Here is a 14,907-nt window from a genome sequence, read left to right as displayed (position 1 = left end):
TTAAAATATGTCTCAAAATAATGAAATTTTAACGCACAATAAAGTAGCTAAAGAGGCTGCGGCATTGTTGATTGAAGAATCTGTTTTTATTAAATCGATTAACCGTAGTCGTGAACAAGAATTTAATAAAGATAATTCAGGTTATAAAGTGGGTGAAGAAGTTCGAATTAAGATCCCACCTATTCCAATTGTCACAGAAGGCAAGGAATATAAAGGGCAAGATGCTGCATTAAATGCACAAGAATCTTCTCGCATTTTAAAAGTGGATACTCAAAAGCATGTGTCATTGCAATTCGGTGCTGCTGAACAAGCTTTGAATTTAACCCAGTTCAAAGATCGTTTTTTAAAACCTGCTATTCAATCTTTGGCCACAGATATTGATGCAGATTTATTAAAGCGTGCAATCGTAACGGTTAACAATGGCACATTGATGGGGTTGAATGAAGTTTCACCTTTAGCACCATTTGGTCGTGCACGTGAAATGTTGGCTCGTTCATTAACACCTACAGCAGGTCGTATCGCTTTACTGTCATCTGAATTTACCAATGGCATTGTCGATACATCGGGTACTTTGTTTAATCCTAATGCTGAAATCGCCAAGCAATATAAAGAAGGCTATGTGGGTCGTGCACGTGGCTTTGACTTTGTAGAGTCTGAGCATATTTATCGTCAAGAGAACGGTAAAACATCGGGTATTACCGTAAGTGGTGCAGGTCAAACAGGCGGTACTTTGACTGTAGGTGGTTTGGCAAATGGTGATGTGATTAAAGCAGGTCAGGTGTTTACTTTGGCTGCCGTTGAAATGTTACATCCATTGACACGTAAATCTTACGGCAAACCAATGCAGTTCGTGGTGCTTGAAGATGTTACGGCAGGCGGTGCAACAGCAACTTTAAAAATCTATCCTGAAATTACACCTGATGCGATTGGTGCAACCAAACAAGCAAACGCCAATGTATCTGCCTCTGCTTTAAATGGTGTGGTTTTAACGTTCATTGGTGCTGATGATGATGTGATTGATCAAGCGCTTTGCTATACCAAAGATGCGTTTAGTGCTGCGTTCGTACCGTTAAAAGTGCTTGCAGGTTGTGAAGGACATACCTTTAACACTGAAACCATGGCGTTACGTGTGCAAACAGGGGCTAACTGGGTCAGTGACTATGAAGGAACACGTATCGACGTTCTTTATGGTTTTACCATGGTTCGTGGTAACCACGCTGCACGTATTGGTCGAATCGGCTAATCAATCAAACCCATGACAACACATGCCCCTTTATTGGGGCGTTGTCATTTTTGGAGTAACACAATGCGCGACTTTCCAAAGATGCTCTACTTGGGCACAACACAATCTTATGAGCATAAATCAGCTCAAAACGAAGATCATGAGGTTGATTTACGTGAATTGGGCTTTGTTGATTTTGCGGATTTAGAAAGTGAACAAGCACGAACTTCAGGCGGCATGATTAGCAGTGCATCAAGCAGCGACTTTAAAAATGCCTTCGTCCCTGTTGAGCAATTCGATGCTGTTAGTGAAGAACTGGTGCAGAAAGAATTACAGCTCAATGTAGCTCAAACTGAGCGTGATCAATTCAAAGCTGAAAATGATGATTTAAAGGCTCAATTGATTCAAGAGCGTGAAGCTAATCAGCAGTTGCAGCAAATCATTGATTCTTATCAGCCTGTACCAACGACACAGACCCCACCAGTTGCAGCAGACTACAACGCTATGACCTCTGAGCAACTCCGAGTAATTCTTGATGAAAAAGGCATTAAGTATTTAGCACGTGACAGTAAAGATACTTTGATTGATTTATTGCGATAAAAGTGCATTTAATAGTTGATAAGTGGTTTGTATTTAAATTTAAAAATAGTTTAAAAATAAGTACATAAACTACCACTTATCTGCTTTTTTTGTTTGTTTTCTAATATAAACATATATTGAAATTTCAACAAAAAAGGACTTAGAAAATGAAAAAAATATTATTGGCTATTGTAATGGGGACAGGGACTATCAGCTCTTGGGCAGCTTGTACTTATAATTTTGATAAAATTACAGGGACTTCAGATAATGTTTATCCTGTAGTTAATTTAGTAGAGCAAAAAATCTCTGGAAATATTGACGCTTACAAACCATTAGCAGAGGTAACCAAATCTGCAACCTCTAATACATTATTTAATTATTTAACTACACACTCGATAGGTGATTCTAATTATCGTGTACTAGATAAAGCGATAGCAAACAGTACAGGAAAGATAGCATTTGAAGCGAACTTTGATGTTTCAAACATTAATTTGAATATGGGAAGTGGGGAAGAAAGCTTTGAATACGGTCTACAAATGCTTGGGTCTTCAGCTATTAAAAATGAGTTAATATTTAATATTAGTTTTGCTGCTGCCAATAATTTTAGTACTTACGATAATGGGTATTACATAATATTAAATGGTTATTCACTGAAAAAAGGCACAAATAATGAGTTAGTGCCAAAAGATTTATTGCGGGATTTAAGAAAAATAAATATTCCTACCAATGGTCAAATTAAGGTTGGTGTTTATATCGATCAGTCATCCAAACAAGTTGGTTATATAATTAATGGTGTTAATTATGGATTAACCAGTGTTGTTGTTGAAAATAGTCTTCAGAATATCGGTTTTATTGGAAATATAAATCCAACACAATTTCAAAATTCAGTTTTTACCAACAAAAATGTTTCAGTACAGCTGCTAACTGATTACTCGAAAATGACACAAGTTTATCCAACAGGTACTAAAGATATCTGCGGTAATACGATCTAAAAATTAATAAAACTAAGACCACTCGAAAGAGTGGTTTTTTTATGTCTAAGGAAAATCCAATGAAAGTCCGTGAACTTGTCCACGCCTCCGCACGTATTATCGGCATCGTAGCGTCAGGTGAAAATATGACTGATGCCGAGATGAACGATGCAGTATCTGCTTTAAATATGTTGTTGGGTCAATGGTCAGCTTCACGTGACTATGTTTACCTATCTGATGATGTAGAAATTCAACTCGAAACAGGGCAATCAGTCTATGAAGTTGATGCTCAATTAATTTCAGATGAAGCGAAGTTAAATGGGCGAGATGTTCGGCTCTATCGTGACATTGCGCTAAACACACCACCTCACAGCATCACCTATAAGAAATTACCAATAGGCTATTCGTTGTTTATACCGCAGGGAATATCAGGTCTATTGATGATTCAATCTTTGATTAGTCCTCAATTTCCACTGAAACCGCTCGATGATATTTTAGTGCCATCTGAGTATTTACGTGCGATTAAGTACGCTTTGGCGATTGAACTTGCACCTGAATATCAATTGCCTGTTACTGCTGATATTCAAATGCAGTATCAACAAGCCATGCGGATTATGCATCGCGCACAATCTACGCCTACACCTGCAAAACCTGATCCAGTATTGATGGGAATTAGTCGAGGTTGTTATGATTAAACTGCCTTTGGTGGGTGCTGCATACAAAATGCAATCTCAAAGCATAAGTTGCCAAAACTGCATTAATTGGTATCCACAAACGATTGAATATCCAAACGGTTCACGTGTTGCTGCATTGATGCCCACACCTGGTTTAAAAAAAGTATTTAGCGGTGATGTTGCCGCGACTCGTTGCCTATATGTTTTATCGAATGGTGCTTTGCTTGCAGTGATTGGAAAGAAGCTCTATCACAGCAAAGCCAGTAAATTTGAATTAACAGAGGTGGGTTCAATTAGTGCGTTGGGTACAGTACGAATTGCTGATAATGGTCAGATTGCGCTTATTGTAAATGGTACTTATACCTATTCACTCAATCTTAAAAGCTTGTCTTTAGAACGCCTGTCAGGCTCAACAATTCCACGCTCTACGCATGTCTTATTCTTAGATGGTCGTTTCGTTGTGAATAAAGCCAATACAGGTCAGTTCTACTGGTCCGATTTGTATAGTACGACGGTGAATGCACTGTCTTATGCAACGGCTGAATCTACGCCTGACAACATCACCGCAATTATCACCTTTAACCGTGAGTTATGGTTGTTTGGGGCGCAAAGTGTAGAACGTTATTACGGTACAGGTTCAAGCAATTCACCATTTTCAAGATTGTCAGGCGGTGCAATGGCATTTGGTTGTGTTGCTCCCGACAGTATTATTTCTTTATCGACTGGTGTGATTTGGTTAGGTGTCAGTGAGTTTGGCGGTAATCAGATTGTGATGAGTGCAGGCGGTTTACCTGAGCGGATATCTACCCATGCACTAGAAGAGGAAATATCTTCATACAGCAAGACTTCGGATGCATCTGCCTACGCTTATCAACAAGAAGGGCATGTTTTCTATGTGATTTCGTTCCCATCTGCCAATGTGACTTTTTGTTTTGATGTATCTACAGGGCTTTGGCATCAACGTTCATTTACCAATGTTCAAGGCTTACATGAACGCCATCGTTCACAACATCATGCTTATTTTAACAATGCACATATTGTCGGTGATTATCGCAACGGCAAGCTGTATCAGTTAGATAACAATACGTTTACTGATGATGGTGAATTGATTTTACGTGAACGAACAGCACAAGCCGTGATTACTGATAAGAAATTGACTCGTTTTAATCAATTGCAGATTGTGTGTGAGACTGGGTTTAATGATACTTCTGAAGACAAGAATATTGATCCTAAACCACCAAGTATCAGTTGTGAAGGTGCTACAGGAACAACAATATTAGGTCTACCTGTTGATTTTGGAAATGGTAGATCGGATTTAGATAAAGTTAAGGAAATTTGGGTAGACGGTGTACTAGTTGCAGAAGGTGAAGATTTATTAGAATTAGATCAAGAAAATGCAACTAAACAGTTTGGGAATGTTGTGTTTAGGAGACAAGACAGAACTGTGATGGTGTTTACTGATTCACCTGATATCTCAAGAGTCAAACTCAATTTTGTTCGTGGTACAGAAGGTATGAATTCAATAAATATCGGTGAGTGGAACACGAATCCAACAGTCATGTTTGTTGATGTTGATTCAGAATTAGTGATGTGTTTATTACCATCAATAGTTAGTTGTGAACCATCAACGTTTGAGATTCCAGAATTAAATGAATACAGGTGGGCAAATTCATCGAATGGTATTACATATACCGTGAATAATAGTGAGAAAAAAGTTGTTGTTTTTGGCAGTACAGGAACTACTTCTAGCCTTACCCAGTCTTTTGAAAATGCTGTTTTGTATAGCAACCTCACTGAACCTTTCACACATAACGGTTACTCTTTCGACGAATATTTCAATCTAAATACAAGCGATTCAGTATTACAAATTAAAGGCAATTCAGATGACAGTATTAAAGATCCCATCACTGTAAGATTTTATCCGTTAATACCCACAGATGATGCTCCTTATAATATAGATATGTACTGGGATATCTGGAAAGCTATTAAAGGGCTATTAGTGACCGATCCAATTCCATCAATAATTGATTACGATGCAGAATTTATTGAGTTACATAGTTGTGGTCGCTTATAGAACTGGGCCGAGTCTTTAATTAAAAAGGAGCAATCATGGAACCACTTTTACAACTCAATTGGTCAGACGACAACGGTCATACATGGTCTGATACTCGCCTAATGCCATTGGGTAAAAAAGGTGAGTACCGTAAACGAGTCATTGCACGACGACTAGGTTCAGGTGCGGATCGAGTGTTTCGTATTCGTTGTTCCGAGCCGATCAAGATCGTCATCATTGAGGGATTATTAGAATGAGCCAAGGTATCCCTGCACGTGACATGATTGTCGATAGAAATGGTCAAATCACTACGGTTTGGCTTATTTTTTTTGAGCGACTGTATTCTGTTTATTCTGACTCGAGTCAAAATAATACAGAATCTATTGCACAGATAAAAAAAATTGCAGATCGTGCTTTAGAACTTGCACAACAAGCGAAAAAGACCAGTGATGCACAGCAAAAACAGATCAATGATTTACACACATTGATCACTGATTCTGTGCAGAATTTTGCAACATCAAACGATATCAATAGCGTCAATAAACGCATTGAGCAGACTGAGCATGATTTCAGTCAGTTAGAGGTATCGTTTGGTAAATTGCAAAAGGCATTTGATGCTTTGCAGAAAGAATCGGGTGTGAAGTTTAAAGGACTACAAGATCAAATCAACAACCTTGCACGTTCCAGTTTTGTTGAGGCTCCCATCGATGGGAAAACCTATGGGCGAAAGGACTTGGAATGGTCGGAAATCGTGGCAGTGAAATTATCACTGCCATTTTTTTTATCTGATGGTTCTCAGCAAAATTTGGAATTGACCCCTAACTACTTTTTACCTTTCTTTCTCTCTAACGGTGTTCAGCAAGACATTCAAATGGTGACCACATGACGACACCTTTAAAACACAGACCTGATGGATTGGGTGAGTTTGAACCGAATGACGTTGTACCGATTGAGCATGGCGGAACAGGCGAAACCTCCCTTGTCGCAACGCAAGATGCTTTGGGTATTTCAGGTAAATTAGATCGATCTGAATATATTCAGCATTTTAAAGGGGTGTTTACCAGTTATGTTGCTTTGACTGAGGTGTTACCAACCGCTACGGATGGTGATTATGCTCATATCGACTCAGGATCAGGCTTTGACAGAATGGTTGCCATTTGGGATAGCTCGGATAGCAAGTGGGTCATTAGCCAAGCTAATACAGGTGCAAATACTGATGAAGTGCCTGAAGGTAGTCAAAACTTATATTTCAAAGAGCAACGTGTACTGAATACTGTGTTGACAGGGTTAGGTATTGGCACACCGACTGATATTTTGGCAACGGATAATTTGATTGTCGCTTTGCAAAAGATTCAAGCGCAGATTAAAGCTAATTCTAGTGCAAATAAGCCCGTCAATTGGATTGACGTAAAAACCATTGCCATATTTAACGTTAAGGTCCATTTGCCTGGCACAACATTAAAAATAGCAAATATCAATGGTGAGCTGTGGATGAAAGGTAGTTTTCAAATAGTAAATCAAATCACAACAAATGATCCGATTTTTACTATAGGAAACAAAGATTGGTTTGTTACAACAGCGGTTGGTCCAGCATACGTTGGCTTAACTTCAACCTTCGCTTTGTACAGTACAACAATGAGTATTTATAGTTTTGGATTTGTTCAAGCCCCTGCCATTAACGCAATGCGTTTTTATTGTACTCAAAATACACCGTCGAGTGAGTCATATAACTTTATACCTTTTCATGTGGGAACGTTAATAAATCCTGCTGTGGGTTTAATTTAAATAAAAGGAGCCAATCATGGGCTTATTAAGTTCTTTAACTGGCTCTGATGCAGCCAAAGCCGCAAAACGTGCAGCGGAAATGCAAGCGAAAGCATCACAACAAGCAGGCAATATGCTCAGCGGTGCATACAATACCGCAGGGCAAACGCAGTCTGATGCAGCATTAAAAGGGTCGGGTATTTTGAGTCAAGGTTATCTTGGTTCAAATGACAATTTAAACACTGGATATGCAAATGCCAATTCCACTTTAAACAATGGTTTAAGTTCTGCTTTAGGATTTCAACAACCCTATGCAGACCTTGGTACTCAAGCATCGGGTCTATTGTCTAAAGGCTTGGGAGATGGTTCTTTAACTCGTGGTTTTGGTGCATCCGATTTTAATGCTGATCCTGGTTATGCTTTTCGTAAACAGCAAGGTATGGATGGGATTCAATCTAGTGCTGCGGCAAGTGGTGGATTACTTTCAGGTGCAACACTCAAAGCACTGAATGGCTATAACAGTGATTTGGCAAGTCAGGAATATGGCAATGCCTATAACCGTTTTAGCAATGATCAAAGCAATGCTTTTAATCGCTTAGCAACCACAGCAGGCATGGGGCAAAGCGCAGCCAATAATATGAGCAATATGACCTATAACAATGCGTCGAATGTTGCAGGTAATCAGACTTCGCTTTCCCAATTGATTTCACAAGGTTTACTCGGTTCAGCACAAGCGAATGCAAGTGGCGTATTGGGATCGGCAGAAGCTTTGAGCAATGCAGGGATTAATAGCGCAACAGCGCAAGCCAATGGTTTACTTGGTGCTGCGAATGCCAATGCAAGTGGTCAAGTCGGTGCTGCTAACGCACGTGGTCAAGGGTTAAGTGGTTTACTCAGTCTTGGTACGTCCATAGGTGCAATGGCACTTGGTGGGCCAATGGGTTCAGGTTTAATGTCGGGCATGGGTAAGAATAAAAATCTATCTGCACAGGATTTTTCAAGTCCAGTGTATAAAACCAATAGTTATGCGGGGTAATTATGTCATTAATTCCTTTAGATACTCGTGTCGCCTTAGCTGCACAAGCACCACAAATTGATTTTAACCAATTAACCAGAAATACCTTAGACCTCTATGACAATGTGAAACAACGTGGGCAGCAAGGCACACTTTCACGTCTACTTGCTCAAAATACAGGTTTGGATGGTCAGATGGATTTAAGCGGTGCGTTGCTTTCTGCACAAACAGATCCAAAGCAAGCGTATCAAGCCAATACCGTCACCACTTTGGCAGGTTTAATTCAACAGCAGAATGCTGCGAAATATAAGGCACAGCAGGATGCGATTAAATTTAAAGCTGATACTGCTAAGACCGATGCGGAAACAGGGAAATTATCACAAGAAGGTGTTGGAAAAGGGCTTGAGAATACGCAAAAAGGTCAAACCTCACTTGCTAATATTATTGCTACTTCAACAAGTCCGTCAGATGCATTAACTAAAGTGGCAACATTTGGTCAGCAATATGGTTTATCACCTGAAATTATTAACAGTGCCAATACCATGTTGAGTGGGTATGTAACAGATACGACAAATGGTACTGCAGACTTTGAAAAAATGCGTAATAGCTTTGGCTTACTTGGTGCTGAAAAACCGATTGAATATATGCAACCCAATGCTAATACAGTTGCGAGTAACGAAACCAGTATTAAAACTACTGGTATGAATAACGATGCGTCTAAGTATGTTGCTAATTCTAATGCCGCAACTGCTGAAGCTAAATTAGTGCAGGAAGATAAACAGTTTAAAGCGACACAGGCATTTAATGAGCAAAAGTTAAGATTTGAAAATGAAAAAGGGCAAGTTACCGCAGGAACTGATGGGAAAAATTATATATTTTACCCAGCTACAGGAAAGTATGAGCCTATGATTAACGAAAGTGGGCAGCATATTGGTGTTGGTACCAAATCTCCTACAGATATACGTAAAGAGTCTGAAAGACTTGATAAAATGGAATCACTTTTAAAACAAGCTGAAGGCTTAATTCCAAATTCTACCCATTCTGGTATTGGTGAACGGATGGACACTACTGCCAGTTTCTTTGGTAGATCACCTAATGGAGCGGATAACTTGGCAGCTCTGAAAGCATTGCAAGGATCTTTGGTGATGATGATGCCTAGAATGGAGGGCCCACAATCGGATAAAGATGTACAACTTTATCGAGAAATGGCAGGCAGGTTAGGTGAACCAATTCCAGTAAGTCAAAGACTGGAAGCAATCAAAGCAATTCGAGACATCAATGAGAAATATGCCGAGATTCAAGGAATCCCCAAAGAAACAAAACCAAATCAACAGGGTATTCCATATGCAAACACGGGTCAGAAAGCAGTCACTTCAGCTGCTTCAAAATATGGAATGTGATTAATTTTTATGCTATAAATCCCTTATAACAATGAGGGATTTTTATGACTTTTGGTCTAGGATTATTGGCATTATTGGGGTTTGCTTTTTGGATGGTATGGAGCAAGCTATGCGATATTGAGCAGAAGCAGTTTAAGATGCACGATGAAATGAGCTTGTCATTGAAATATATCGAAGAGCAATTACATTTAACGCAAAGTATGATTGAAAGGCTTCATGAGGATATACCGCCCGTCTCTCAAGATGTTAAAGATGTCTGGAAAGAACAAATGTTTCAGGATAGATATGAATGATTAACAATTAATCCAATAATCATAGTGAATTAAAACCCCACCCACTTCGGTGGGTTTTTTTATGCCTGGAGAAAAGTATGGCAAGCCCATTACAACGACAAGTTTATCAAGCCTACTTGAATGCAGGTTTGTCATCTAATCAATCTCGAATCATCACTGCTGAAGTAGGTCGTGAGGGCTCATTTGATCCAAAGAACATTTTTGGCGTTCACTCTGACCCTAAAAATAAAGCGACTAATCTTGGCATGTTGTCGTGGCAAGGTGACAGAGGGCGAGCATTACAAGGGATTCTACAATCGCAGGGGTTGATTCGTGGAAATAGCATTCTACCGACTCAAGACTCACTCAATGCCATGGCTCGTTTTTCTGTTAATGAGATGAGAACCAATAAAACCTATAACAAAACAGCACAAGCTTTTTTAAACAATCCTAATGTCGACTATCAGACGGGTGCTGCTGCTTTAGGGCGTAACTATATACGTTGGCGATATGACGATCCTGTCTATAAATCAGGTCATGTAAATAGAGATAAATTTTATCAAGCGATGGGTGGACAGGTTGGAAATGGAGGGCAATCTCAAGTACAGCAACCCCAAGAAGTCAGATATCTATCAAATGATCAAGTTTCAAAGTTATTTCCCAAAGCGGCACAGCAAACCACTTCACAACCTCAATATCTCAATAGCACCGATGTTTCCAGATTGTTTCCTAAGCAAAATAATCAACCACAATATTTAAGTGCTGAGCAAGTCACTCAATTATTCCCAAAAGGTGGATAGCATGGCTCAATTAACCGAAAAGCAAAGAATACAAGGTTTTATTAAAGATGCTAAACAAGGTGGGGCAACAGACCAAGAAATCTACCAAAAAATCGCAAGCTCCCAAAAGCTCCCTAATTTTTCGGCATTTTCTAAAGAAGCTAAATCAGGTGGAGCAACGGATATTGATATTGCAGCAAGATTTGGTTTAAACCTTCAAACGCAAAAATCTACCTTTAAACCTTTCGACTGGAAAGAATCCCAAAAAGAAGAAATGCTTAAGCATGCGAAAAATGAAGGTAAAACAGAAGCATGGCAATCCGCCTTACTGGGTGGATCTGAAGTGGGGGCAGGAGTACAGCAATTATTTTCGAAAGCCGCTGATAAAATTGGTCAAACCAGTAATAAAATTTTGGGAACCAATTTAGATACCAAATCCTATGATCGCATGACAAAACAACGTAAAGAGATTGAGGAATGGCATAACCTTCGTCGTGAAGCGAATGATCAAGGCTTTGATGGTTGGCGTTTAGGTGGTGCGATTGCAGGAACAGCACCTTTAATGCTAACAGGTGGAGGCGGTGCGCTTAGTTTTGCAGGTCGTGGTGCATTGTCAGGTGGCTTAATTGGTGGCGCAGGTTTTGCAAAAGATAGCGATACCCGGCTTAAAAATACCGTTGCAGGAACGGTTGGGGGTGCTGTTGGCGGTGTTGTTGGAAAAAAGGCGAGTGACCTTATTGTTAGAGGAGTAAATGCCGCTAAAAACAACATGCGTACAGGTGTAAAAGAACTGGTCGATGAAGGTGAAAAGCATGGAGTTCGTTCCTCTGTTGGTGACATCGGTAGAAATCCAATTCTGCAAAAAGCTGAAGTTTTAAATGAACAAGTTCCTTTTTTTGGCACCGCGGCATTCCGAGAGGGGCAGCAACAAGAAGCAAAGTTGGCTGCCAATAAAGTGGTTGAAAAACTTCAAGGTAAAATGTCAGAAGCGAATTATAAAAGTCTAGGTAAGATTCAAACTGCGGCAAGCAATGGGGATAAGAACGCTCAGCGAATTTTGGAGATCGTAAATAAAACAGACGGTGATTCAGGAAAAATTATGCAAGCGGCAGCAGAGATTAAGAACTGGCGTGGCCACAAACTAGCATCGAATATGTTTAACAGAGTTGAACAGCAAGCAGGCAATGCACCAGTGCCTGCCACTCAAATGCTTAAAGCTATTGATGATGTTATTGCTGCTGATTCCAAAACCATTCCAAACAAAGAACTACTCGCTGAATTAAACAGCATTAGAAGTAACTGGTCTCATGCTAATAATCCTCAAAATTACAGAGAACTTAAAACAGCACGATCTAGACTTGGTGAGTTGTCACGTAAATGGGGTCAAGCAGGAGACTCAACCACTGGATTAACGCAAATACGCTCAGCTATAGATGACGACATGGCTAATTTTGCATTAAATTCAGGTAATCCAAAACTGATTGGTGAATTCAAACATGCCAATGCTTTTTATAGAAGCCTTAAGGAGGGACAAGATAAAGCGCTTGCTAACTCCATGAGCAGTAATACACCCGATGAAATATTCAAAACATTTATTCAGATGGGTAAGGGTGATAAGGCCGCTAATTTTTACAAGAATCTTGATCCTAAAGGGCAAGCAGCACTGCGCTATGAGATGGCAAATAGGGCTTTAGATAAGGCTACCAATGAAAGCACTGGTGTTTTCAGTCCTGCTAAATTTGCAGGGGAGTTTGAAAAAATGCATGCACCTTATCAAGGTGTCTTTAAGGGTGCTGATAAGGCTGAAATGGACGGCTTTGTTAAGTTGATGCGTCATGTGGAGAGAGCAGGACAATATGCTGAAAATCCACCTACAGGTAACCGCCTTGCATTTGGTGCTATTTCTTTAGCAAGTTTACCTGTTGCTGTGAAAATTGCAGGACAAGCAACATTAGTAAAAACATTACTCACCACAGCAACAGGACGAAAAATCCTACTTGCTGCTAAAGACCTTCCACCCAACTCAAAGGGTTTGGAAAACCTTCTCAAGATGGCTCAAAAGCTCTCAACGACGACAGGATCTAATCTAACCAAATCCAACCAATAACCGCCGAAAGGCGGTTTTTTAATGCAGGTTAAAAATGACAGCATACCCACTAACACCTGTGCGATTTCGAGCTTTTGACAAGAATGGACAACCATTGATTGGTGGTCAGGTCTATGCGTACGAAGCAGGTAGCACAACCACAGAGAAAGATACCTACTCCGACAAGAGTATGGATAATTTCAACACCTATCCAGTGATCCTAGACGACACAGGTAGCGCATCGATCTATATATCAGGTGATTATTTCTTTCAGATATTTGATGCAGATGGAAATTTGATTGAAGAGGGTGACGGCATTGCCGATGCTGAATCTATTGCTCAAAACCTGATTGACAATAACTCAAGCGGCTCAAACAGCATTGAGCAACGTGTGACTGATTTAGAGTCTGCACGTGATGAACATACCGACCAGATTAATGACCTTATTGATGATACTACTGATCTGCAAGAGCAAGTTAAAAACGAAGTTGAAACCGAGCGAGACAAAGCAATCAAAGCTGCTGTCGATGCTGCAAAAACAGCTTTAAAGGAAGATTTTGAGCAACAATTAATTGAAGTAGTAGCAATTACACGAATTAAAATAGGCGATATTTATATAACGCTGAACCCTGAGAATCCAAGTGCTAGGCTCGGTTATGGGGTGTGGGAGCTAATATCAAAAGGCAAAGCAATCGTTGGATTATCAGATATAACCTCTGATCCATCTTGGACGAAAATTCTAGGCGGTGCATTTGGGGAGTTTCAACATACTCTAACTGTACCCGAAATCCCTTCGCATAGTCATGCTGTTGGATATTCAACTAATACAACTGGCAGTGGTGTAATTAATGGTACGGCTAGTGCTGCGAATGGATCAAACCCGTCAGAAAACACTGGGGGTGGGGAGCCTCACAATATCGTGCAGCCGAGCATGGTATTTGCGATATGGAAAAGAATCACATAGCACCGAAAGGTGTTTTTTTAATGCCAAAAACAGGGGGTTACATGCAAGAGCATGAAAAAGTAGCACTTCAATTAATCTTCATGGGGGTTGTAATTGCCATGGCTAAGGTACTTGTAAGCACAGAGAAACTCACATGGCGTGTGGTTGTTGGTCGTTCCATTTTAAATGGATTCGCAACACTTGGCGCAGGAGCCGTTTTAATTTGGATTTCAGATTTAAGCATGCTCGGTGTGCTTGGACTAGGGGCATTTCTTGGAACATTGGGTAGTCAGTTTATTGAGGCGCAATTGCGTAAAGTCGTTAAAAACAAAGCAGGTGAAATTTAAATGAAATTAATAGATAACTGGAAACAGTCATACAAACTTAAAACAGTACAAGTTGGCGCTCTAAGCGCCATTTTTTTTGCCCTGAGTTTATTCTCCGAGCACTTTATAACAGTATGGAATTTGATTCCTCAAGATGCCAAGAATTTAATTCCTGAAAATTGGAAGGAGTTTGTCGGCTGTTTTGTTGGTGTTGCAACGGTTTTGGCTCGACTCAAAGCACAGCCTGAATTTCACATTCAAAGTTTTGCCAAACTTCCACAAGTGACAAGTAAGGCAGGGATTGATGCGATCTGTAGTTATGAGGGCTTAGAACTCGAAGCATACCTCGACAGTGCAAATATTTGGACCATTGGCTATGGCACAATTATTCGTAACGGTGTCAAAGTCAAAAAAGGCGATATTTGCACCATTGAGCAAGCCAAAGCATATATGGCATCTGATCTAAAAAGCTTTGAAGCTGCTGTGAATAAAGTCAAAGTACCCCTTAATCAGAACCAGTATGATGCGCTCGTTTCCTTGACTTACAACATTGGTGTGAATGCCTTTGCTAACTCAACATTGCTTAAAAAATTGAACGCTCAAGATTATAAAGGTGCAGCTGCTCAATTTGATGTATGGAATAAAGTCAAAGGCAAGGTTGTGCAAGGTTTAGTGAATCGTCGCGCTAAAGAACGGAAGTTGTTTGAGAAAGCCCTTTAGGGGGCTTGTTATTCACCAATTAAAATGTCTATGCGATAAACCATTTAAAATGTCCTGTTTTTAACCACAAGAGTCAAGCACAGGATTTAACTTTCTTTGTTCA

Annotated in this window: 16 protein-coding genes and 1 pseudogene; all 17 read left to right on the top strand. The window is 39.9% G+C overall.

Annotated elements, in window-relative coordinates; genetic code table 11:
* Positions 1-7: 7 nt before the first annotated feature.
* The 17 genes and pseudogenes from ACG94X_RS14115 to ACG94X_RS14040 all read left to right on the top strand — a co-directional run bounded on the left by ACG94X_RS14115 (position 8) and on the right by ACG94X_RS14040 (position 14,804).
* Entirely contained in the window at positions 8-1,243 is a 1,236-nt protein-coding gene (locus tag ACG94X_RS14115; RefSeq protein ID WP_419384345.1) for a P22 phage major capsid protein family protein, read from the top strand.
* 63 nt (positions 1,244-1,306) lie between these two features.
* Positions 1,307-1,822 (top strand): hypothetical protein, encoded by a 516-nt coding sequence (locus ACG94X_RS14110; protein WP_419384344.1) that lies wholly within the window; start codon positions 1,307-1,309, stop codon positions 1,820-1,822.
* Positions 1,823-1,968: 146 nt separating this feature from the next.
* Positions 1,969-2,793, top strand: a complete 825-nt coding sequence (locus tag ACG94X_RS14105; RefSeq protein WP_419384343.1) for a DUF4882 family protein — start codon at positions 1,969-1,971, stop codon at positions 2,791-2,793.
* 41 nt (positions 2,794-2,834) lie between these two features.
* Positions 2,835-3,467 (top strand): hypothetical protein, encoded by a 633-nt coding sequence (locus ACG94X_RS14100; protein ID WP_419384342.1) that lies wholly within the window; start codon positions 2,835-2,837, stop codon positions 3,465-3,467.
* Complete coding sequence (locus tag ACG94X_RS14095) at positions 3,460-5,520, top strand: packaged DNA stabilization protein (protein ID WP_419384341.1); 2,061 nt, start codon at positions 3,460-3,462, stop codon at positions 5,518-5,520. The genes ACG94X_RS14100 and ACG94X_RS14095 overlap by 8 nt, the downstream gene beginning before the upstream one ends.
* A 35-nt stretch (positions 5,521-5,555) precedes the next feature.
* Complete coding sequence (locus tag ACG94X_RS14090) at positions 5,556-5,756, top strand: hypothetical protein (RefSeq protein ID WP_419384340.1); 201 nt, start codon at positions 5,556-5,558, stop codon at positions 5,754-5,756.
* Positions 5,753-6,385, top strand: a complete 633-nt coding sequence (locus ACG94X_RS14085) for a hypothetical protein (protein WP_419384339.1) — start codon at positions 5,753-5,755, stop codon at positions 6,383-6,385. The genes ACG94X_RS14090 and ACG94X_RS14085 overlap by 4 nt, the downstream gene beginning before the upstream one ends.
* On the top strand, positions 6,382-7,284 hold the full coding sequence (locus ACG94X_RS14080; RefSeq protein ID WP_419384338.1) for a hypothetical protein: 903 nt from the start codon (positions 6,382-6,384) through the stop codon (positions 7,282-7,284). The genes ACG94X_RS14085 and ACG94X_RS14080 overlap by 4 nt, the downstream gene beginning before the upstream one ends.
* Before the next feature lie 16 nt (positions 7,285-7,300).
* A complete protein-coding gene (locus ACG94X_RS14075; RefSeq protein ID WP_419384337.1) occupies positions 7,301-8,299 on the top strand; it encodes a hypothetical protein in 999 nt (332 codons plus the stop codon).
* A gap of 2 nt (positions 8,300-8,301) precedes the next feature.
* Complete coding sequence (locus ACG94X_RS14070) at positions 8,302-9,678, top strand: hypothetical protein (RefSeq protein ID WP_419384336.1); 1,377 nt, start codon at positions 8,302-8,304, stop codon at positions 9,676-9,678.
* Positions 9,679-9,722: 44 nt separating this feature from the next.
* Complete coding sequence (locus ACG94X_RS14065) at positions 9,723-9,971, top strand: hypothetical protein (protein WP_419384335.1); 249 nt, start codon at positions 9,723-9,725, stop codon at positions 9,969-9,971.
* A gap of 77 nt (positions 9,972-10,048) precedes the next feature.
* On the top strand, positions 10,049-10,750 hold the full coding sequence (locus ACG94X_RS14060) for a hypothetical protein (protein ID WP_419384334.1): 702 nt from the start codon (positions 10,049-10,051) through the stop codon (positions 10,748-10,750).
* A gap of 1 nt (position 10,751) precedes the next feature.
* The gene (locus ACG94X_RS14055; RefSeq protein WP_419384333.1) at positions 10,752-12,836 is read left to right on the top strand and encodes a hypothetical protein; all 2,085 of its coding nucleotides are present in this window, start codon (positions 10,752-10,754) and stop codon (positions 12,834-12,836) included.
* A gap of 34 nt (positions 12,837-12,870) precedes the next feature.
* Positions 12,871-13,779 carry a phage baseplate protein gene (locus ACG94X_RS14050; protein WP_419384332.1) on the top strand — a complete coding sequence of 303 codons (909 nt, stop codon included), beginning with the start codon at positions 12,871-12,873 and terminating at the stop codon, positions 13,777-13,779.
* A gap of 20 nt (positions 13,780-13,799) precedes the next feature.
* Positions 13,800-14,105: a phage holin family protein gene (locus tag ACG94X_RS14045; protein WP_419384331.1), complete on the top strand. Its 306-nt coding sequence runs from the start codon at positions 13,800-13,802 to the stop codon at positions 14,103-14,105.
* Positions 14,106-14,315: pseudogene (locus tag ACG94X_RS16975) on the top strand (DUF7940 domain-containing protein); the annotation flags it as partial.
* Positions 14,316-14,339: 24 nt separating this feature from the next.
* Positions 14,340-14,804 (top strand): lysozyme, encoded by a 465-nt coding sequence (locus ACG94X_RS14040; RefSeq protein WP_419384403.1) that lies wholly within the window; start codon positions 14,340-14,342, stop codon positions 14,802-14,804.
* The last annotated feature ends 103 nt before the right edge of the window (positions 14,805-14,907 follow it).

Origin of the sequence: Acinetobacter psychrotolerans (assembly GCF_048552595.1) — a bacterium.
Taxonomy (GTDB): Bacteria; Pseudomonadota; Gammaproteobacteria; order Pseudomonadales; family Moraxellaceae; genus Acinetobacter.
The sequence above is the reverse complement of the archived record's forward strand: the minus strand, read 5'-3'. Positions and strand labels throughout refer to the sequence as shown.